This is a genomic window from Actinoplanes solisilvae, from assembly GCF_003999975.1.
Classification (GTDB): Bacteria; Actinomycetota; Actinomycetes; order Mycobacteriales; family Micromonosporaceae; genus Actinoplanes; species Actinoplanes solisilvae.
On record NZ_RJAC01000007.1, the window covers coordinates 167,413 to 185,500 of the forward strand.

Annotated in this window: 19 protein-coding genes and 1 pseudogene; 13 read left to right on the forward strand and 7 right to left on the reverse strand. The window is 70.0% G+C overall.

Annotated features, from left to right (window positions below; all coding sequences use genetic code 11):
* Positions 1 to 32: 32 nt before the first annotated feature.
* The 7 genes from EER30_RS20320 to EER30_RS20350 all read left to right on the forward strand — a co-directional run bounded on the left by EER30_RS20320 (position 33) and on the right by EER30_RS20350 (position 6,603).
* Positions 33 to 881 carry a carbohydrate ABC transporter permease gene (locus tag EER30_RS20320; RefSeq protein ID WP_240670174.1) on the forward strand — a complete coding sequence of 283 codons (849 nt, stop codon included), beginning with the start codon at positions 33 to 35 and terminating at the stop codon, positions 879 to 881.
* Complete coding sequence (locus EER30_RS20325; protein WP_127502080.1) at positions 881 to 1,759, forward strand: carbohydrate ABC transporter permease; 879 nt, start codon at positions 881 to 883, stop codon at positions 1,757 to 1,759. Before EER30_RS20320 ends, EER30_RS20325 begins: the two co-directional genes overlap by 1 nt.
* Before the next feature lie 164 nt (positions 1,760 to 1,923).
* Entirely contained in the window at positions 1,924 to 3,120 is a 1,197-nt protein-coding gene (locus EER30_RS20330) for a cellulase-like family protein (protein WP_240670175.1), read from the forward strand.
* A gap of 2 nt (positions 3,121 to 3,122) precedes the next feature.
* The gene (locus EER30_RS20335) at positions 3,123 to 5,105 is read left to right on the forward strand and encodes an alpha-galactosidase (protein ID WP_127502082.1); all 1,983 of its coding nucleotides are present in this window, start codon (positions 3,123 to 3,125) and stop codon (positions 5,103 to 5,105) included.
* Complete coding sequence (locus EER30_RS20340) at positions 5,102 to 6,016, forward strand: lactonase family protein (RefSeq protein WP_127502083.1); 915 nt, start codon at positions 5,102 to 5,104, stop codon at positions 6,014 to 6,016. Before EER30_RS20335 ends, EER30_RS20340 begins: the two co-directional genes overlap by 4 nt.
* A gap of 27 nt (positions 6,017 to 6,043) precedes the next feature.
* On the forward strand, positions 6,044 to 6,292 hold the full coding sequence (locus tag EER30_RS20345) for a hypothetical protein (RefSeq protein WP_127502084.1): 249 nt from the start codon (positions 6,044 to 6,046) through the stop codon (positions 6,290 to 6,292).
* Complete coding sequence (locus EER30_RS20350; protein WP_127502085.1) at positions 6,286 to 6,603, forward strand: type II toxin-antitoxin system PemK/MazF family toxin; 318 nt, start codon at positions 6,286 to 6,288, stop codon at positions 6,601 to 6,603. The genes EER30_RS20345 and EER30_RS20350 overlap by 7 nt, the downstream gene beginning before the upstream one ends.
* Here EER30_RS20350 and EER30_RS20355 read toward each other — a convergent pair whose 3' ends face one another.
* Positions 6,604 to 7,395 carry a helix-turn-helix transcriptional regulator gene (locus EER30_RS20355; RefSeq protein WP_127502086.1) on the reverse strand — a complete coding sequence of 264 codons (792 nt, stop codon included), beginning with the start codon at positions 7,393 to 7,395 and terminating at the stop codon, positions 6,604 to 6,606.
* Between the two features lie 96 nt (positions 7,396 to 7,491).
* On the opposite strand from EER30_RS20355, the gene EER30_RS20360 reads away from it, so the two are divergent.
* From EER30_RS20360 to EER30_RS20380, 5 genes are all read left to right on the forward strand, one after another.
* Positions 7,492 to 7,950, forward strand: a complete 459-nt coding sequence (locus EER30_RS20360; RefSeq protein WP_127502087.1) for a VOC family protein — start codon at positions 7,492 to 7,494, stop codon at positions 7,948 to 7,950.
* 79 nt (positions 7,951 to 8,029) lie between these two features.
* Positions 8,030 to 9,103, forward strand: a complete 1,074-nt coding sequence (locus EER30_RS20365; RefSeq protein WP_240670176.1) for a sensor histidine kinase — start codon at positions 8,030 to 8,032, stop codon at positions 9,101 to 9,103.
* Positions 9,104 to 9,130: 27 nt separating this feature from the next.
* Positions 9,131 to 9,643 (forward strand): GrpB family protein, encoded by a 513-nt coding sequence (locus tag EER30_RS20370; protein WP_205650318.1) that lies wholly within the window; start codon positions 9,131 to 9,133, stop codon positions 9,641 to 9,643.
* A gap of 115 nt (positions 9,644 to 9,758) precedes the next feature.
* Positions 9,759 to 9,992, forward strand: a complete 234-nt coding sequence (locus EER30_RS20375; RefSeq protein ID WP_127502089.1) for a TM2 domain-containing protein — start codon at positions 9,759 to 9,761, stop codon at positions 9,990 to 9,992.
* 252 nt (positions 9,993 to 10,244) lie between these two features.
* Complete coding sequence (locus EER30_RS20380) at positions 10,245 to 10,691, forward strand: VOC family protein (protein ID WP_164842404.1); 447 nt, start codon at positions 10,245 to 10,247, stop codon at positions 10,689 to 10,691.
* Here the strand turns inward: EER30_RS20380 and EER30_RS20385 are convergent.
* From EER30_RS20385 to EER30_RS20400, 5 genes and pseudogenes are all read right to left on the reverse strand, one after another.
* Positions 10,685 to 11,944, reverse strand: a pseudogene (locus EER30_RS20385) (M14 family metallopeptidase); the annotation flags it as partial. The gene EER30_RS20380 and the pseudogene EER30_RS20385 overlap by 7 nt on opposite strands.
* Before the next feature lie 65 nt (positions 11,945 to 12,009).
* Positions 12,010 to 12,702, reverse strand: a complete 693-nt coding sequence (locus tag EER30_RS20390; protein WP_127502091.1) for a GNAT family N-acetyltransferase — start codon at positions 12,700 to 12,702, stop codon at positions 12,010 to 12,012.
* Positions 12,703 to 12,746: 44 nt separating this feature from the next.
* Positions 12,747 to 12,923, reverse strand: a complete 177-nt coding sequence (locus tag EER30_RS47155; protein ID WP_164842405.1) for a hypothetical protein — start codon at positions 12,921 to 12,923, stop codon at positions 12,747 to 12,749.
* Positions 12,924 to 12,953: 30 nt separating this feature from the next.
* Positions 12,954 to 13,415, reverse strand: coding sequence for a VOC family protein (locus tag EER30_RS20395; protein ID WP_127502092.1), 462 nt, complete (start codon positions 13,413 to 13,415; stop codon positions 12,954 to 12,956).
* Positions 13,412 to 13,963, reverse strand: coding sequence for a DinB family protein (locus EER30_RS20400; protein WP_127502093.1), 552 nt, complete (start codon positions 13,961 to 13,963; stop codon positions 13,412 to 13,414). Before EER30_RS20400 ends, EER30_RS20395 begins: the two co-directional genes overlap by 4 nt.
* Before the next feature lie 61 nt (positions 13,964 to 14,024).
* Here EER30_RS20400 and EER30_RS20405 point away from each other — a divergent pair, with 61 nt between their 5' ends.
* Positions 14,025 to 14,957, forward strand: coding sequence for a helix-turn-helix transcriptional regulator (locus EER30_RS20405; protein WP_127502094.1), 933 nt, complete (start codon positions 14,025 to 14,027; stop codon positions 14,955 to 14,957).
* Here EER30_RS20405 and EER30_RS20410 read toward each other — a convergent pair.
* The gene (locus tag EER30_RS20410; RefSeq protein ID WP_127502095.1) at positions 14,944 to 18,060 is read right to left on the reverse strand and encodes a hypothetical protein; all 3,117 of its coding nucleotides are present in this window, start codon (positions 18,058 to 18,060) and stop codon (positions 14,944 to 14,946) included. The genes EER30_RS20405 and EER30_RS20410 overlap by 14 nt on opposite strands.
* Between the last annotated feature and the right edge of the window lie 28 nt (positions 18,061 to 18,088).

Here is an 18,088-nt window from a genome sequence, read left to right on the forward strand (position 1 = left end):
GCCGGGTTCGACGCCGCCGGAACATACCCAAGGTGGTCTGGGTGTTCCTGGCCGTTCCGGCCGTGGTCGAGCTGGCCATGGTCTTCTGGCCCGCTCTCAACAGCTTCTACCTCTCGTTCACCGAGTGGAACGGGCTGGGCGCCGCGAAGCCGGTCGGGCTCGACAACTTCAAGGAGCTCGCCTCCGACGAGGTGTTCCGCGGCGCGTTGCAGAACAACGTGATCTGGGCGATCGGGTTCGGCGGCCTGTCCGTGCTCGGCGGCCTCGCCCTGGCGCTGGCCCTCAACCGGCCGCGCCGGGGTGTGGGCCTCTACCGCAGTGCGATCTACCTGCCGATGGTGTTCTCGCTCGCGGTGACCGGCCTGTTCTGGAGGGTGCAGTACCAGCCCGACGGCACGATCAATACGCTGCTGGGCGCGGTCGGCCTGGAGAGCCTGGAGAAACAGTGGCTCGCCGACCCCGACACGGCGCTCTATGCCGTGCTGGTCGCCGCCGTCTGGCGCCAGGTGGGGTACGTGATGGTGCTGTATCTCGCCGGGCTCAAGGGCACCGATCCACTGCTCGACGACGCTTCGGCGGTGGACGGCGCGACCGCCTGGCAGCGATTCAGGTTTGTTACGTGGCCGCAACTGCGTGGCGTGAACACCGTGGTCTTCGCGGTGACCGTGATCGACTCGCTGCGCACCTTCGACATCGTGTGGGCGATGACCCACGGCGGGCCCTACCACTCGTCCGAGCTGCTCAGCACCTACATGTTCCAGCAGGGCTTCACGTTCCTCAACCTCGGCTACGCGTCGGCCATCGCTGTGGTGATCTTCGCGCTCGCCCTGATCTTCATCATCACCTACCTGGTCCGGGCAACGAAGGAGGAGGCCGTCTGATGAGTACGGCAACCCTCGCGCCACCAGCTGTGGAAAACGTCTCCCCGCCGCCGGCGAAGCGCCGCAAGAAAGGCTGGGGATATCACGCGGTGATGGCGCCGCTCGCCCTGCTGTGGATAGCGCCGATGGTCTTCGTGCTGGTGCTGGCGTTCCGGTCGTTCGACGACATCGCCGCTCGCGGGACGGCCGCGTGGCCTGCCTCGTTCAGCCTTGACGGGTTCAGCGAGGCGTTCGGGCGCGGGGCCATGGGGCGGTCCCTGTGGACGAGCATCCAGGTGACGGTGCCGGCGGTGCTGTTCAGCCTGCTGCTGGCGTCGTGGGCGGCGTACGCGCTGAGCCGGTTCGACATCCCCGGGCGGCGCGCGATCCTGCTGACGATGCTCGCCGGGAACCTGCTGCCGCCGCAGATCCTGCTCATCCCCGTGTCGCGGGTGATGGAGTCGCTCGGCATCTACGACACGCTGGTCGCGCTGGTGACCATTCATGTCGGCTTCGGTCTCGGCTTCTACACCTTCGTGCTTCACGGATTCATGCGGTCGATACCTTCCGAGCTCACCGAGGCGGCCCGCATCGACGGGGCCGGGCCCGTGCAGATCTATGCGCGGATCATCATGCCGCTGTGCCGGCCGTCGCTGGCGGCCCTCGGGGCGCTCGCCACGACCTGGATCTTCAACGACCTGATCTGGGCGATCACCGTGCTGCGCACCGAGGCGAAACTGCCGGTCACGGCGGCGCTGCTCAACCTGCAGGGCGGCTATGTGAGCAACTGGAACGTGGTGGCGGCCGCCTCGGTGATCGCCGCTATCCCGACCGCGATCGTCTTCTTCGCCTTCCAGCGCCACTTCGTCTCCGGCCTGCTGATGGGCTCGTCCAAGTAGTTCCCGGTCCCCGGCGGCGATTCGTCGTTCGCGTGGGGAACGGCGTGTCGGGTGGTTTTGGGTTCGGTCCGCTGTCCGAGCGGTGCGGGGCTCGTCCAAGCGGTTCTGGGCGCCGCCAGGCGCACTGTCTTGCTTCTGTTGAGGGGAACGTCCGAATGACCCCGATGACCATCTCTCTGTGGGACTTCACCTGGTACACCCGCACCGGCGACGGGCAGCCTTTCCACCGCCTGGACGACGCGTTCGGGCAGGCGGTGGATCGTGGGTACGACACCGTGCGGGTGTGTGCGATGCCGCTTCTGCTGTTCCGGTCGGGGCTGGACACGTCGGCGCTGCGGTTCAAGGGGCTCGGGGGCTCGTTCGGGCAGCGGACCCGGTGGTACGACGTGCCGCCGTCGCCGGCTGTGGACGGGCGCGCTCATCTGCTGTCGTTGTTCCGGGCGGCCCGGCGGCACGGGTGCCGGATCATCGTGTCGAGCTGGGAGTATCAGCAGTCGCCGTCGTTCGGCGCGGACAACTCCTGGCACGAGGCGCTGCAGGCGGTTCCTGTGGACAAGCGGGCCGAAACACTCGCCGACGCGCACGCCGATCTGGTCGATTTCGTGCGGGCGGCGGGGCTCGACGATGTCGTGGCCTACGTCGAGTTGCACAACGAGGTGCAGTACAGCGGGGTGCCCGACGACCGGGACCTGCTCGAAGCGGGGGTGAAGCGCTTCAAGGAGCGTCAGCCCGCGGTGCCGGTGACCGTGAACTATGCGCGCGTGCCGGTCGCGTCAATGAGCAAGCTGCCGCGCAATCTCGACGTGGCGGTGTTCCATCCGTACGTCTACGGCGTGCTGGGGCAGCTCTACGAGGAGTTCGCCCTGCGCGACACGTCGCGGCCCTATCCACAGGAACGCGCGTTTGCCGAGTTGTTGCGCGACGACGCGCCGAAGCTGGAGGACTGGCGGGCGCCGGCGTCGTGGAAGACCGAAGCCACCGTCGTGCCGCACCGGGAGATCTACACCCACGACTGGTGCGACCCGGCGAAGTGGGACCGCTGGCTGTACGAACGGTACGGCGAGCACCGGCGCGCGATGCGCGAGACGCTGGACACCTGGCTCGAGGTCGCGGCCGACTTCGCCGCCGGGCGAGGCATCCCGCTGGTCTTCGGCGAGGGGTGGGTCGGCTACACGCCGCTGCACGCGAATTTCGAGGAAGGACCGGTCGGGGCGGAGATCTGTGCACACGCCGTCCACAAGGCGCGCGAACTGGGCGCTTGGGGAACGGTCGTCTGCTCGAACGCGGCCCCGCACCACCCGATGTGGGGCGATGTGGCGCTCCAACGCAGGCTGAACGACGATTTCCGGGAGAACCGCTGACCATGTGGACCATCACCGGCGCCACGACCGAATACACGATCGACGACCAGCTCGAACTGGTCGCCTGGGGCCCGCACGGCGTGAGCCACGGCCCTTCGCCGTATGCCTTCCACGGCAAAGTGCAATACATGCTGCGGGGTGACGTGGCCGCGGTCGAATACGCCCCGGACGGCGTGCGGCCCTTCCTCGGCGCCGACCTCGGCATCGCGGCCCAGGTGCTCAATTGGCGTCTCGTCTCGGTGACCGAACAGGACGGGTTGCGGGCCGAGCTCGTGGATGACGTCACCGGGCTGCGGGTTGAGCTTCGGTGGCGGTTCGCGCCGGGGACCGATGTGGTCGAGCGGTGGGCCGTTGTGCACAACGACGGGGCTGCGGCGGTCAGCGTCACGCGGCTGGGGTCGGCCGGGTTCAACATTCCGAGCCCGGCGGGCGTGGACATCTCGTATCTGTGCGGGCAGTGGTCTCAGGAGTTCACACCGGCCTCTACGACCCTCACTCGGGGGCGGTTCGCGATCGGGAGCGAGCAGGGGGTCACCGGACACCAGTTCGCGTCGACCATTGCGGTGGCGAACGGGCAGGCCACGTACGGGATCGGGCTTGCCTGGACCGGGTCGTGGCAGATCAGCGTGGATGTGGACGCGGCTGGGCTGGCGAGGGTGCGGGCCGGGCGGTCGCTTGAGGGCGCGCCGATCACGCTGGCGCCGGGCGAGTCGGTCACCACACCCGTCGCCGCCGGGGTCTACAGCGCCGACGGGCACGACGGGGTCGCGCGACAATGGCACGCCTATGAGCGACGCCTCGCGCGCCCGGCCACGCGGAAAGTCATCTACAACTCGTGGGAGGCGACCACCTTCGACGTGACCGCCGAGGCCCAGCTCGCCCTCGCCGACGTCGCGGCCGAGCTGGGCGTCGAGACGTTCGTCGTGGACGACGGCTGGTTCGTCGGGCGCCACGACGACCACGGCGGACTCGGGGACTGGACCCCCGACCCGGCCAAGTTCCCCGACGGATTCGGCGCGTTCGTGCACGCCGTACGGGAAAAGGGTCTCGAATTCGGCCTGTGGGTCGAGCCGGAGATGGTGAACCCGAAGTCGGCGCTCTACGCGGCCCATCCCGACTGGGTCTACGAGACCGCGGGACGCGAACGCAGCACGATCCGTCAGCAATACCTGCTGAACCTGGGCCGTGAGGACGTCTTCGAGTTCGTTCGCGACACCCTCGACGGGCTGCTGCGCGACTACCCCATCACGTACCTCAAGTGGGATTTCAACCGGCCGCGCACCGAAGCGGACAGAAACGCGCAGGATGTGGACGGCGCCCATGTCCACAACCTCTACCGCGTCCTTGACTTCCTGCGCGCGAACCACCCCGGCGTGACGATCGAGGGCTGCGCGGCCGGCGGTGCCCGGGTCGACCTGGCGATGGCCGCCCGCACCGACATGCTCTGGCCCAGCGACAACACCGCCCCGCTCGACCGGCTGCTGATCCAGTGGGGCTTCCTCGGCGCCCACGCGCCCCACCTGATGAGCTCGTGGGTCACCGACGCGGCCGGGATGTTCGACGACCGTCCGCGCTCGCTGGCGTTCCGGTTCGTGCTGGCCTGCGCGGGCGTGCTCGGCATCGGTGCGGACATAACCCGCTGGGGCGACGCCGAGAAAGCCGAGGCCACCGAGTGGGTCGCGACGTACAAGCGGGTCCGCGACGTGATCACGCGGGGTGAGGTGCACCGGATCGGAAGTCCGCACGAGGAGCGGTGCGCGATTCAATACACGCTCGGTGACCGTGTCGTCGTTTGCGCGTGGAACGCCGGCGGGCTCGACGGACGCGACGGGGTGCCGGCCCGCGACGTCCGCCTGCCCCTGCGCGGGCTCGATCCGGCGGCTCGTTACGGTGACTTCTCCGGCGCTCACCTGATGGCGGTGGGCCTGCCGGTCCGTTGGACCCCCGGCTACGACGCCGGCCTCTTCGAACTGGAGCGCCAGTGATCATCGGTAGCTACACCGCCGAGATGGACGGCAAGGGCACCGGCCTCGTCGTCCCCGGCGGCGTCACGACCCCCGCCCGTTCGCCCTCCTACCTGATCAAGGACGACCGTTTCCTGTACGCCGTGAACGAGACCGACGACGGCGCGGTGTCCTCGTTCGCGCTGGACACGCTCGAACTCGTCTCGACCACGCCGACCGGGGGCGTGTGGCCGTGTCACCTGGCGCTGCACCCGTCCGGCTATGTGCTGGCCGCGAACTACGGCTCGGGCAGCGTCTCGGTGCACCCGGTGAACGAGGGCGTGCTGGGGGCGTACACGGATCTGGTCTTCCATGAGGGAAGCGGGCCGAACGCCGACCGGCAGGAGGGGCCGCACGCCCACCAGGTGGTCGTCCACGCCGACGGCACGCTGACGGTCGTCGATCTGGGCATCGACCGGCTCCTGCACTACACGCTGGCCGACGGCAGGCTGACCCGCACCGGCGAGACCGCCGTGCCGCCGGGCACAGGGCCTCGGCACTTCGTGGTCCACCCGTCCGGCCGCTGGTATGTCGTCGGTGAGCTCTCGTCGACGGTTCTCGCGCTGGACGCGGGTGTCGTGGTCGAGCAGGAGAGCACCACGTCGTCGTCGGAGCACAGTCAGCCGAGCGCGATCGTCCTCGACGGCGACCTGCTCTACGTGGCCAACCGGGGTGTCGACACGATCGCCGTCTTCGAGCTCAGCCCGACCTTGCGCCGCGTCGCCGAGGTTCCGTGCGGCGGCACCTGGCCTCGCGACCTGGCCGTCTCGGGCGGCCAGATCTACGTGGCCAACCAGCAGTCCGACGAGGTGGTCACGTTCACGGCCGGCCGAAATCCCGAACCGACCGGAGAGGTGTTCGCGACGGGCTCCCCGACCTGCGTCCTGCCGTGACCCGTGCTCGGTGGGTAGGATAAAAGTATGACCGTCAAGCTCAGCATCAGCGTGCCCGACGACGTCGCGGCCTACCTGCAGAGCCGGGGCAATGTGTCAGCGGCAGTCACCGAGGCCGTGCGGCAGGTGCAGCCCGAGGCGCGACGAGAGCGTCAACGCGCGGCGGCTCAGGCGTATGGAGCGTTTCTGCGGCGACGATCGCCCGAGGACGTCGAGGCTGACCGTGCCCTGATCGAGAGCAGCAATGACATCGCGCTCCGCGACTCCGCATGGTGAGACGCGGCCAGATCTGGACGCTGCTGCGCGGTGGCAGTCAGCACCGCGTCCTGGTGATCAGCAATGACGAGTACAACAGCGTCGAAGAACTCGCCATCTGGGGCTTGGCAGTTGTGCGGGATGTTCCCCATCCCAACCAACTCGCCGTAAGGCTTGCGGCCGGAGACCCGCTGACCGGCGCCTTCGTCAGGATCCACGGCGTCGTCCAGATTCTGGATCGCAGTGCGTTGCGGGAGAGCCACGGCTTCGTCTCGCACGACACGGTGGCCGCCGTCGAGTCGGCGCTTCGCGAATTTCTCGAGTTGCCCTGATCACGTCGACAGAGATCGGAGTTTCTCGGCGGTGGGGGAGCCCGGGTCGGCGGAGTAGATGATGACGGTCTGACCCGGATCGCCGGGGAGGGCCATCGTCTCGTAGTTGACGCGCAGTTCGCCGACGAGCTCGTGGAAGAAGCGCTTCACCCCGTGGGTGTGCTCGTGGAGCTGGTAGTCGGCCCAGTGGCGGGCGAAGTCGGGCTCCTCGCCCAGGTCGTCGACCAGCAAGCGCAGCGCCTTGGCGTGAGGGCCGTTCTCGGCGGCGCGCAGGATCGCCACCATCTGGGCCGCGTGCTTCTCCCACTCCAAGTAGACCGTGCGGGCCCGCGGGTTGCGGAACATCCAGCGGACCAGGTGGCCGTCGTCGAAATCCCCGAACAGCGCTCGCGCGGGGCCGTTCGTGGCCAGAACCTCGAGCAGCGGGCCGTGCACGATTGCCGGCACCGGCAGCGCGTCGATCATCGACCTTACGGCCAGCCGTACGTTGAAGCGGGGCGCGGAGGAGACGGGACGCGGCGGTCGCAGGAGCGAGCGCAGGTGCCGTCGCTCCTGGTCGTCGAGGCGCAGGGCCCGTTCGACGGCCGACAGCACCTGGTCGGAGACGTTCGCGGCCCGGCCCTGCTCGAGTTTGACGTAGTAGTCGACGCTGACGCCGGCCAGGATCGCCACCTCTTCGCGGCGCAGGCCGGGAACCCGGCGTGACTCGGGCGATGCGGGCAGGCCGACCTCTTCGGGCGAGAGCGCCGCACGTCGGGACGTCAGGAACTCGCGCAGCCCTCCACCGGTCATCCCGCGAGTATGACCGCGGCGGCGAGGCCCTGGGTAGTACCGCTGGAGCCATGATCGGCCTTCCCGGCGGCGCCCGCGGGCTGGTCGGATGAAGGCATGCCACTGCCTTCCACCCCACCCGCCGACACCGCCTCGCCGTTCGCTTCGATGCGAGGCCACCACGCGGCCATCCGTTATCCCGACTTCGAGGCGGCCCGTGCCTTCTGGGTCGGCACCCTCGACTGGCGGGTGCTGCAGACCTGGCCCTACGGCAAACTGACCCTGGCGTACGTCCTCCCGCCGAACCAGGACGACTTCCACCTCGAGATTCTGGCCGGGCCCGGGGCGACGCCGCAGACCGTCTACGGCGACGTCGACGCGAGCCTGGAAGCGCCCGGGTTCAACCACGTGTGCCTCACCGTCGACAGCGTCGACGACACCCTGGCCGAGCTGCGCCGGCGCGGCGTCGAGATCGTCAATCCGCCGTTCGAGATCGACGACATCAGCGCCCGTCTCGCGTTCTTCCGTGACCCGTGGGGCAACATGTTCGAGTTGTCGGAGCGGCTTCCGGCGTGAGGGGGGCAGCGACTGGCGGAGAGGCATGATGCATCCGTTATAGGGTGACCGGGTAGACCGAAAAGCACCTTTTCGCCTGTTGGGAACCGGGCCGCGCGCGGCGGGTCGGCAGGGCGGGGTGCTTCTCGCGCTGGCCGGGCTGCTGGCGCTCCTCGGGATCGCCAACGACCCGGGGCACGCGGATCGGCTGCTGTTCGTGGCGGCCTGCGACTTCGGGCTCGCCCTCCCGGCGTTCCTGACCCCGTGGGAGCGCGCGAAACCGAACACGCCCGCCTGGCTGGGCCTGCCCTCCTTCGCCGTCCTCGGCCTCTCGACCTGGTCCTTCGGCGGGTCCGCCACCGGCACGGGGCCGTTCCTGGTGCTGATCTACGCGTGGGCGGCGCTGCACTTCCCGCGCTGGATCCTGCTCGCCTACGCGGTGCCGGCCTCCTTGGCGTACGTCGTGCCGTTGATCCTGACCCGCCAGCCGGAACTCGTGATCGGGAGCGCGTTCGTGCTCATGCCGGTCGCGATCACCGTCGCGCTCCTGATCGAGGCCCAGGCGCGGCACCTGCGGTCCGACCGGGCACGGCTCGCCCGCATCGAGCACTGGCGCGCGGCGATGATGGGCACCCTCGCCCACGACGTCCGCACACCCCTGAGCACCGTACGCATGGTGCTCGAGGAACTGCGTACCCAGGCGCCCCCGGCACCGGCCGGCCGCATGCTCGACGCCGCGCTGCGCCAGACGGCCCGCATCACGCGGCTCGCCGAGGGGCTGCTCGACGTGCAGCGCATCGACAACGAGGGCGAGCTGCGACTGGACCGGCAACCGCACAACGCCTCGGCGCTCGTGAACGAGGTGCTGTCGTACGTTCGCCTCGATCACGACGTGAAAGTCGATGTTGGTGAACGTCTGACCATCCACGTCGACAAACAGCGGTTCGAGCAGATCCTGGTCAACCTGATCACCAACGCGGGCCGCTACGGACGGCCGCCGATCGTCGTCCGCGTCTACTCCGAGGGCCAGTTCGACCTCCTCGAGGTCCGCGATCACGGCCCCGGCATCCCCGACTCGCTACGTTCACGGTTGTTCAGCCAGTTCGCGGTGGGCAGGCCGAGGCGCGCGACCCCGGAGTCGCCATGGTCATCACGTTCCCGCGCCCCGTGGTGATCGACGGCGACGACTAGGCTGACGGCGGTGACCATCGAGATTCGTGAGTACGATCCCGCGTGGCCGAACTTGGCCGCCGAAGCGCTCGACGAGGTGTTCGCCGCGCTCGGCGACGCCATCACGGCGGCCGAGCATGTCGGCAGCACGGCCGTCCCGGGCCTGCCGGCCAAGCCGATCGTCGATCTGATGGCCGCGGCGCCGTCCCTCGAAGCCGTCCGCGAGCGCGAGGCCGGGCTGCTGAAAGCCGGCTACGAGTACGTCGACGCGCGCATGCCGGGCAGGCTGCTCTACCACCGTCCGGGCTACCACCTGCACGTCGTCACGGCGGGTTCGTGGGACACGCGCAATCAGCGGATCCTGCGCGACCATCTTCGCTCGAACGTGGACGACCGGGAGGCGTACGCGGCCTTGAAGCGTTCCTTGGCGGCCGAGGTGGACGACCGGGACGCGTACACCCAGGGTAAGACCGCCCTGATTCAGCGGATGGTCGACGACGCTCGCGCCCGGCTCGGTCTGCCCTCGGTGGACGTCTGGGAGTAGATCCGCCGTCCGGGGGTTGACCGAGGTGGACCCCGCTTTGCGCAAGTGGGGAGCGGGTCGCTATGGTTCCTCGATTTATTTCGAGCTATCCATTCACACGGGAGACATAGTCGTTATGACTGCCACTCAGACCGCCGTTGCCACGGGCACGAAGTCCTGGATCGCCGCGCTGCTCCTCTGCCTGTTCGTCGGCACCCTCGGCATCCACCGCTTCTACGTCGGCAAGATCGGCACCGGCATCCTCATGATCGTCACGTTCGGCGGCTTCGGCGTCTGGACGCTTATCGACCTCATCATGATCGCGGTCGGCAACTTCAAGGACAAGCAGGGCCTGGCCCTCGCGCGCTGACCAGCGCCTCAGCATCGTTCGGGCGCCTCAGGGGCAACCCTGGGGCGCCCGTTCGCCTATACGGGATGCCTCAGCGGAACCGTGCGACGCTTGCTCAGCGGAACCGTGCGACGCTTGCTCAGCGGAACCGTGCGACGCCTGCTCAGCGGAACCGTGCGACGCTGCCTCAGAAACCGTGCGACGCTGCCTCAGCGGTTCCGTGCGAGGATGCCTCGGCGGAACTATGTGGAGATGCCTCAGCGGAGGTGTGCGATGCCGATCGGCCGGTTGCATCATCTGATCGTGGACTGCCCGGAACCGGCGGCGAGCGCGCGGTTCTGGAGTGCGGTGCTGGGTGATCCGATCACCTACCGGTCGGACGACTTCGTGGTCGTGTCGGCGAGCGGTGAGGCGTCCGGGCTGGCGTTTCAGCGGGCGGCCGACGTGGTCGCGTCCACCTGGCCCGATCCGGCGGTGCCGCAACAGATGCATCTCGACGTCATGGTGGACGACCAGGAAGCCGCGAGCGCCGAAGTGCTGGCGCTGGGCGCGCGGCGGCTCGACGGCGAGCACGTCTATGCCGACCCGGCCGGCCACCCGTTCTGTCTGATCAGGCGGCCGGCCTGGGCGTCACCGGTGAATCAGTCCGAGCAAGCCCTTCCGGCCGCCGAGCAAGCTCGTGAGGCGACCGGGCACGTTCGTCATGCGGCCGAGCAGTAGGTGCTCTGCTTGCCGATCACCTTGTAGGGACAGTCCGCCACCTCGGCCAGCAGCAGGGCCGCCTCGCGGTTGCGCGTCGTCTCGCGCGTGATCACGCTGGCCGGGGGATAGAAGCCGCCCCCGGAGGCGCTCCTCGGGTACATCTCGAAGACGTACGCGAAGATCTTGTGGGTGCCCCAGAGCCAGTCGAGCGAGTCGCCGTCGGTGATGTAAAGGTCGGACGACTGCTCAGGCGTGTAGCCGTTGGTCGCCGCCATCTGCCGGCCGAACGTCGAGAACGTGTTGTAGTCGTCGGCCGTCATGCCCGTCGTCGTGTTCGCCGTCGTGTGCCCGAAGGGCCAGAGGACCAGTTCCGAGTACGTGTGGAAGTCCATCGCGGCCCGGATCTGCTGGCGGCCGCCGACCACGCGGCCGTTGACGAAGTCGCGCACCGCTCGCGTCTCGGGCGCCGAGAAGGCCGACGGCCCGCGATAGGTCGCGCTCGACGTGCTGCCCGACGAGCCTCCGCAGCAACCCCAGCGGTAGCCGTAGTTACGGTTCAGGTCGGTGCCCACGTTCGACGATCCGCTGTTGGGCTGGCGGTTCTTGCGCCACGAGCGGTAGCTGCCGGTCGCCACGTCGTACTCGGAGCCGTCCGGGTTGACCGACGGGATGATCCAGATCTCGCGGCTGTTGACGATGTTGCGGATCCGGGTGTCGCTCGCGTAGTTGTCGGTGAACAGGTGCAGCAGGTAGACGGCCATCTCGACGGTCAGATGCTCGCGCGCGTGGTGGTTCGCGTCGTAGAGGACCTCGGGCTCGTTCTCGTCGGTGCCCACGTTGTCGCTGATCTTCACGGCGACGATCGCGCGGCCCTCGTACGTCGTGCCGATCGTGCGCCGGCTCGCGATCGACGCGTTGGCCGCGACGATCTGGTTCACCTCGGTGATGAGCTCGCTGTAGTTGTGGTACGGCGCGTCCGAGGGCGGGAAGTCGAGGGTGGTCATCACCGGCTGGACGGTGAACCCTTGTCGTTGCAGCGCCCGCACCTCGCCCGGCGTCGCGGTGACGGTGACGATGGCGTGCTCGAATCCGTCGATGGCCACTCCCGTACGGGCTATGGCGTTGCGCTGGGCTGCGGTGCGAACGTCGAGGACCTCGTACTGGCCGGGTTCGGGTGACACGAACGGCTCGGCGGCGGCGGGCCCGGCCACCGCGGCGGTCAGGCCCAGCACCGCCACGGCGAACGCGGCCACAGTGGTACGTCGTCTCATGAACGACCTCCAGGAGGGGGAACTTTGCCCTCACCCTTGCATAGATGGAGGTCAATCAAGCCATGTCAATGACTACCTAACGCCGAAAGGATGGCTAGCGAACTTTCTCGTACGGCTTCCAGCCCGAACGCCTCCAGGCATCGCTCGACCCCTCCTACCGTGACGGCGGGATGCCGGTTTTGTGCCCATCGCTCCCGCGTCAGCCGCAGCCGGTCGGAGACGAGAGCCTCACCGTCGCGGGCATCGACCGAGATGCCGTCCGCGACATAACCCAGCTTGCGCGACACCCCCTGGGACGCGTGGTTGTCCTGGAACACCTCGGTCCGCGCGGCGGTGGCCCCCAGGTGGTCGAAGGCGAGGGTCAGCAGAGCCGCGCGGGCCTCGGTGCCGTAGCCCTGCCCCTGGAACTCGAGCCCGAGCCACGACGACGTCGTGACCTGCCGGGTGACCGCGAAGTCCCGCGCGCGCAGGCTGACCGTGCCGATCGGCGTGCCGTCGCGGAAGACACCGAGACCGAGGCACCAGTCGTCCGGCTCCCACGACGAGAGATCTTCCCAGTGCCCGCGCAACACCGACCGGGCGCGATCGAGCGGCGTCCCTTCGGTCCAGGGTGTCAGAAACGGGCGTTCATCGGGCGCGTGCACACCCCGCCCGGCGACCTGGGCCAGCGCCGCAAGCTCGTCCTCCCTCGGCAGCCGCAGCTTAAGGCGAGGCGTGGCCAGAACGAGCCCGAACTGCGGCCAAAGCTCCTCGATCATGCGCGGCATCCTCGTGCACCTGTGGACAACCGCGCCACCGATATTCATTGCCGGATCAGAATGTCGAGGACCCGGCCCTTGGTGTGGGAGCAGTCGAATCCGTCCTGGAAGGCGTAGAGCGCCACCAGCCAATCCCGCACTCGTGCGTCGTCCGGCCGGTAGTGCTCGTCCAGGACCAGGACGGATTCGAATACCAGGTCTTCGATCTCATGCATCGACACGGCGCTGATCCTGAAGCGCGGCCGAAAACCTCAGTCCAGGCAGAACTCGTTGCCTTCGGGGTCGTTCATCACGATGAAGCCCATGCTCATCGGGGGAGCGGGCTCCGACCGGCTGACCCGCTTGGCCCCGAGCGCCACCAGCCGGTCGCACTCGGCCTCGATCGCCGCCATGCGCTCGTCGCCCTGCAGCCCGGGCGCCGCCCGCACGTCCAGATGCACTCTGTTCTTCGCGATCTTGTCCTCGGGCACCTGCTGGAAGAAAACGCGCGGCCCGTCCCCGTCCGGGTCCTCGATCGCCGACGCCCGGTTGCGTTCCGACGGCGGAACCCCCTGCTTCTCGAGGAACGCGTCCCACGCCGCGAGCGGATCCTCCCCATTCGCGAGCGTCACTCCGGGTGGCCCCGGGTGCACATAGCCCAGGGTCTCTTTCCAGAACGACGACAGCGCTCCAGGATCGCGCGCGTCGAAGGTGACCTGAAAATGACGGCTCATCGCTCGGCTCCTCTCGCGTAGAGGTCGCGTAGCAGGCAGACCTCCGACAGATGGTGAATCAGTTCCCGGTTGATGTGCAGCACCAACGCCGCCATCGGCAGGTCGGGATACGGTTCCTGGTCCCCGACCGGCGCGCTCAGATCCAGCCCGCGCACCCCCGCCAGCCACACGTCGAGTTCGTGTTCGAGCTGCGTCATGGCCTCGGCCGCGCTGCCCGCATAGACCCATTTCTCGTACGATGCCTCAGGCGCGCCGAAATGCGAGGCGTTCCGCGCGGCCAGCACTCCGACGATGACGTGCCCGAGTCGCCACGCGATGGTCGTGAACGGCGCCGGCGACGGTTCCGGAAACGCGAAATCGATGGTGTAGTCGCCGCTGCCGGCCTGAATCGGCGCCGTCGATTTCCCGCGCGGCCGCACACTCCACGAGCCGGGGACCGGCGACCAGAAGTACTCGTCGTCCGTCAGCCCTTCAAGCCGCTTCCGCAGTTGCTGGTTCCAGTGAAACTCCCACTGCTCGCTCAGCACTTCGTTCCAGTCGACTTCCATGACCCCACCTTGACAGAGAAGGCGGACAGGATCGGTCCGCTATCTCTGGAAGACTGGAATCATGGACGACCGGGGTACGACCGAGCGTGTGCTGGCCCTGCTCGGCCTGTTGCAGCGCCGCCGCGTCTGGACCGGCCCCGAGATCGCCGATCGCCTCGGCGTCACCACCCGCACCGTGCGCCGCGACGTCGAGCGGCTGCGCGCCCTCGGCTACCCCGTGCACGCGGGCCAGGGCGTCGGCGGCGGCTACCAGCTCGGCCCCGGCCAGGAGCTGCCGCCGCTGCTGCTCGACGACGAGGAGGCCATCGCCACCGCGGTCGCCCTGCTGGCCGGAGCGAACAGCGGCGACGCCGCCCTGCGCGCGCTCACCAAGCTCGACCAGGTGCTGCCCGTCCGGTTGCGGCACGAGGTGCGCGCGCTGACCGGCTCGGTCGAGTCGTTCGGCAGCGACCGCGCCCCGATCGACGCCGACGTGCTGACCGTGCTGGCCCGCGCCTGCCGCGACGGCGTCGAGGCCGAGTTCACCTACCGCGACGAGCGGCGCCGCGTCGAGCCGTACCGTCTGGTCGCCTCCGACCGCCGGTGGTACCTGCTCGCGTACGATCTGGGCCGCGACGACTGGCGCACGTTCCGCCTCGACCGCATGACTGAAATCGCCGCGCGCACCTGGCGTTTCCGTCCCCGCGAGGCCCCTGATGCCGCCGCCTATGTGCAAGAGGGCGTGGCCAGCCGGGCCTACCAGCATCAGGCCCGGTTTCTCGTGCACGCCCCCGCCGAGACCGTGCGCGCGCAGATTCCCGCCTCCGCCGCCGTGGTGACCACGGCCGGCGACGATCGCTGCGAGGTGGTCAGCGGCGCCGGCAGCCTCGACTTCGTGCTGCTGCACATGGCCCTGCTCGGCCACCCGTTCACCGTGATCGACCCGCCCGAGCTGCGCGACCGCTGCCACGCCCTGGCCGACCGGCTGCGGGCGGCCGCCGTCACCAGCTCATGACGACCGCGTACGCCGCGTCGCGTACATCGGGGTGGGGGTGCCGCCGCAGCGACAGCAACTGGGCCCGCCACGGCGCCGGCCACTCGTGCCGGTACCCGCGCTGGACGAGCTCCACCGCGAACAGCCCGTACGTCAGGTCGCCGTGGTTTCCGAACTCCACGGCCAGGGCGAGTTGCCGGTCCGCGTCGATCGTGGACGTCTGCCCGGTCAGGTAGGACCCCAGCGCCTTCGCGGCGTGCAGGGCGGCGATCGGCCGGCCGTCGCAACGGTCGGCCACCTCCCGCAGGACAGCCAGTCCGCCCGCGCCCACCATCATGCCCAGCGCCGGCCTGAAGTACGCCGGCTGGTCGGCGAGCTCGCGGGCCGCGACCAGCGCGGGCCCCCGATCGTGGTCCGGTCCGGCGTAGACGGCCCAGTTCTGCACGGCCTTGGCCATGTCGTCGAGCCGCTCCCGCGCGGGATGGTCCCGCTCGGCGGTGCCGTCGTCCTCGGCCGCGTCCATCTCGGCCAGCCGCCGCCACAGTTCACGCAGGCCGTCCGCGTCCAGCGCCGAGATCAGCTCCTTGAGCTCGTAGCGGTCCACGTACTGGTCCGGGTCGGCCAGACGGTCGACGACGATCCCGGTCACGCCGGGGATCCACGGCGCCCAGTCGGCCAGCCGGTCGAACCCGTCGTGGCGGGTGGCCGAGTCCTCGCTGCGGCAGGCGTCGGCGATCAGCCCGCCATAGCGTCCACGGTGTCGTTCGGACACCCAAGCCGGGCTCGTCGTCAGCACGGCCCGGCGCTCCTCGCGGCTGCCCCGCAGGGCGGCCTCGAGAATGTCCCAGCTCAGTCGCCCCCGAGCCGCTGCCACGATCGCCGCCCGCACGTCGCGGTGCTGACCCTCTTTCCCGTACGCGGCCCGCAGCGCGATCATCGACTCGGGCCGACCCAGCCGTCCGAGCAGCCGCGCCGCCTCCTTACGGCTGGTGACCTTCGCCGTCCCCAGCAGCACCGGCTCGAGCAGCTCACCGAGGCGCGACGGCCGCACGAACCGGGCGGCCCGGCCCAGGGCATACATCGCCACGCGTGCGTGGTCGTCATCCGCGTGCGCGAGCAGGGCCGGCACCGCCTCCTCGGGCCGGTCGGTCCAGACCAGGGCAGCCAGCGCGGCCTCGGTGCGAACCGCCTCGGTGCGAGCGGTCGGGAACGGCCCGGAAGTTTCCTGGAGCGCGGCCAACGCCGCGCGCTGCCGGGGCAGCCACCGCTCGGCGTGCCGGGACCGCGGCGGCACCCACCGCACCCCGCCCTGCACGAAACGCCCGGCCGGAACCTGGGCGAGAACGCGGTCCAGCAGGTCGGTGCGCTGGGCGGCGACGGTCTCCCAGACGAGCGCGAGGGCCACGGCGGACGAGTCGACGTCGAGCACCTCCTCGACCCGCCGGCCACGGTCGCGCGGGTCGGCCAGCCACAGGCCGATCGCCGTCTCGGCCACCGCCGGCAGCACCCGCGGGGCGAACGCGCCACGCAGCAGCGCCTGCAGCCCGGCCAGGTCGCGGGCTCGGGCACCGAAGGCGCGCACGAGCGCGAACAGCGGCTCGTACACGCCGCGGGCCATGCCGTCCTCGACCCAGCCGCGCAGCCGCTCGAACACCACGACCTCCTGGCCGCGCGGCAGCGTACGGTCGAACTGCCCGAGCCCCGGGACGGCCGCGCCGATCGTGAGCAGCGCCCACTCCCGCAGCTCCGGCTGGTCGGTGTGATGCCGCAGCACCCGTGCGGCGAGCTCGCTCAGGGCGGCAGCCGACTCGGGCGAGAGGTCGCGGGCCTGGACAGCGTCGGTCGACAGCCGTTCGAGGGCGCCGGCGAGAGCGGGAGTCAGCAGCGGCACCACCCCGGCCAGGGCGGTCAACGCGGCCGACCGCACCGGGTCCTGCTCGTTGCGCAGCCGGTCCAGCCGGCCGAACATCTCGGCGACGACCTCCGGGTCGCGCGAGCGCCGTGCGGCGTCGATCAGAAGCCGGTAGGCGCGGCCACGCCCCTCGGCGTCGCCGCCGCGGGTCGCCTCCACGATCGCGTCGCGCGCCTCGGGCCCGGGCAGATAGGCGTGCTGGGCGAGCTTGCTGACCTCGTGGCTCTGGATCCAGCGGCGCGCCGCCGCCCAGCGGGCCTCGCGGACGCGCACCGCGTGCGGCAGCACCTCCATGACGCTGTCGTTCGGGATGCGGTTGCCCAGCGCCACGGTCTCCTGCACCCGGTCGTGCACCGCGCCACGCCGGCTCGGCGGTAGCGCCTTCAACAGGTTCGCGTAGTCGCCGTTCTCCCGCAGCCGGCGGGCGAGCGGCGCCAGCTCGTCGTCGGAGAGCACGGCCAGGCGGCGCAGCACCGCGCGCGGCATCGGCCCGACATGCCGGCCCGGCGCGGTCAGCAGGGCCAGAACGCGACGCGGGTCGTGCGCGGCCAGCACTCCGTAGCCGGCCGGCGAACCGGGCAGCCTCCCTGCGGGCCCGAACCGTTCCAGCAGGCCGAGCACCCGCTCCGGGTCGCCGAGCAGCACGGCGCGGCCGAAGCGGTCCCAGATCCGCTCGCGCAGCACCGGCCCGGCCGCCTCCAGACGCACGGTCACATGGTCGAGCAGCACGCCGGGGTGGCGGCGCGCGACCGCGGTGAGGTTGACCGCGTGATCCAGGTCGGGCAGATTCCGCCGTACGGTGTCAGCGCCGCAGGCAGGCAGCAAAGCGGCCGCCTCGTCGTCGCCGAAGAGCTCACGAACCCGGGGCAGCAGCGCGTCGGCGACCGCCGGGGTCCTCGTCGAGCGCAGCGCCCGATAGATCACGCGACGTTCCACGACCGGCCGGTCGAGCTCCGGCTCGGTCAGCAGCCCGCCGCGCACCGCCGCGAACAGCGCCCGGGCCCGGATCGAGGGCTGCGGGTCGTCCACGGCCGCGAGCACCTCGTCGCCCGCCCCGGCGGCCAGCGCGGCGGTCAGAGCCAGCGACCTCTCGTACGGCCCACCGGCGCGCAACTGCGCGCAGACCTCGGCCCGGTCGTCGGCCGAGCGCGCCCATGCTGCGACGCGAGCGATCCTGGTGTCGTACGGGAGAAGATCGAGCGAAGCGAGCACGTCGCCATTGTGCCGAGTCGATCAAGTG

What these genes read in the sequence shown, in the direction of transcription:
- EER30_RS20395 (WP_127502092.1), bottom strand. Translation starts at nt 13,415, where the DNA reads ATGAGCCGTCATTTTCAGGTCACCTTCGACGCGCGCGATCCTGGAGCG.
- EER30_RS20325 (WP_127502080.1), top strand. Translation starts at nt 881, where the DNA reads ATGAGTACGGCAACCCTCGCGCCACCAGCTGTGGAAAACGTCTCCCCG.
- EER30_RS20350 (WP_127502085.1), top strand. Translation starts at nt 6,286, where the DNA reads ATGGTGAGACGCGGCCAGATCTGGACGCTGCTGCGCGGTGGCAGTCAG.
- EER30_RS20375 (WP_127502089.1), top strand. Translation starts at nt 9,759, where the DNA reads ATGACTGCCACTCAGACCGCCGTTGCCACGGGCACGAAGTCCTGGATC.
- EER30_RS20330 (WP_240670175.1), top strand. Translation starts at nt 1,924, where the DNA reads ATGACCATCTCTCTGTGGGACTTCACCTGGTACACCCGCACCGGCGAC.
- EER30_RS20400 (WP_127502093.1), bottom strand. Translation starts at nt 13,963, where the DNA reads ATGGAAGTCGACTGGAACGAAGTGCTGAGCGAGCAGTGGGAGTTTCAC.
- EER30_RS20405 (WP_127502094.1), top strand. Translation starts at nt 14,025, where the DNA reads ATGGACGACCGGGGTACGACCGAGCGTGTGCTGGCCCTGCTCGGCCTG.
- EER30_RS20335 (WP_127502082.1), top strand. Translation starts at nt 3,123, where the DNA reads ATGTGGACCATCACCGGCGCCACGACCGAATACACGATCGACGACCAG.
- EER30_RS20355 (WP_127502086.1), bottom strand. Translation starts at nt 7,395, where the DNA reads ATGACCGGTGGAGGGCTGCGCGAGTTCCTGACGTCCCGACGTGCGGCG.
- EER30_RS20345 (WP_127502084.1), top strand. Translation starts at nt 6,044, where the DNA reads ATGACCGTCAAGCTCAGCATCAGCGTGCCCGACGACGTCGCGGCCTAC.
- EER30_RS20360 (WP_127502087.1), top strand. Translation starts at nt 7,492, where the DNA reads ATGCCACTGCCTTCCACCCCACCCGCCGACACCGCCTCGCCGTTCGCT.
- EER30_RS20380 (WP_164842404.1), top strand. Translation starts at nt 10,245, where the DNA reads ATGCCGATCGGCCGGTTGCATCATCTGATCGTGGACTGCCCGGAACCG.
- EER30_RS20390 (WP_127502091.1), bottom strand. Translation starts at nt 12,702, where the DNA reads ATGATCGAGGAGCTTTGGCCGCAGTTCGGGCTCGTTCTGGCCACGCCT.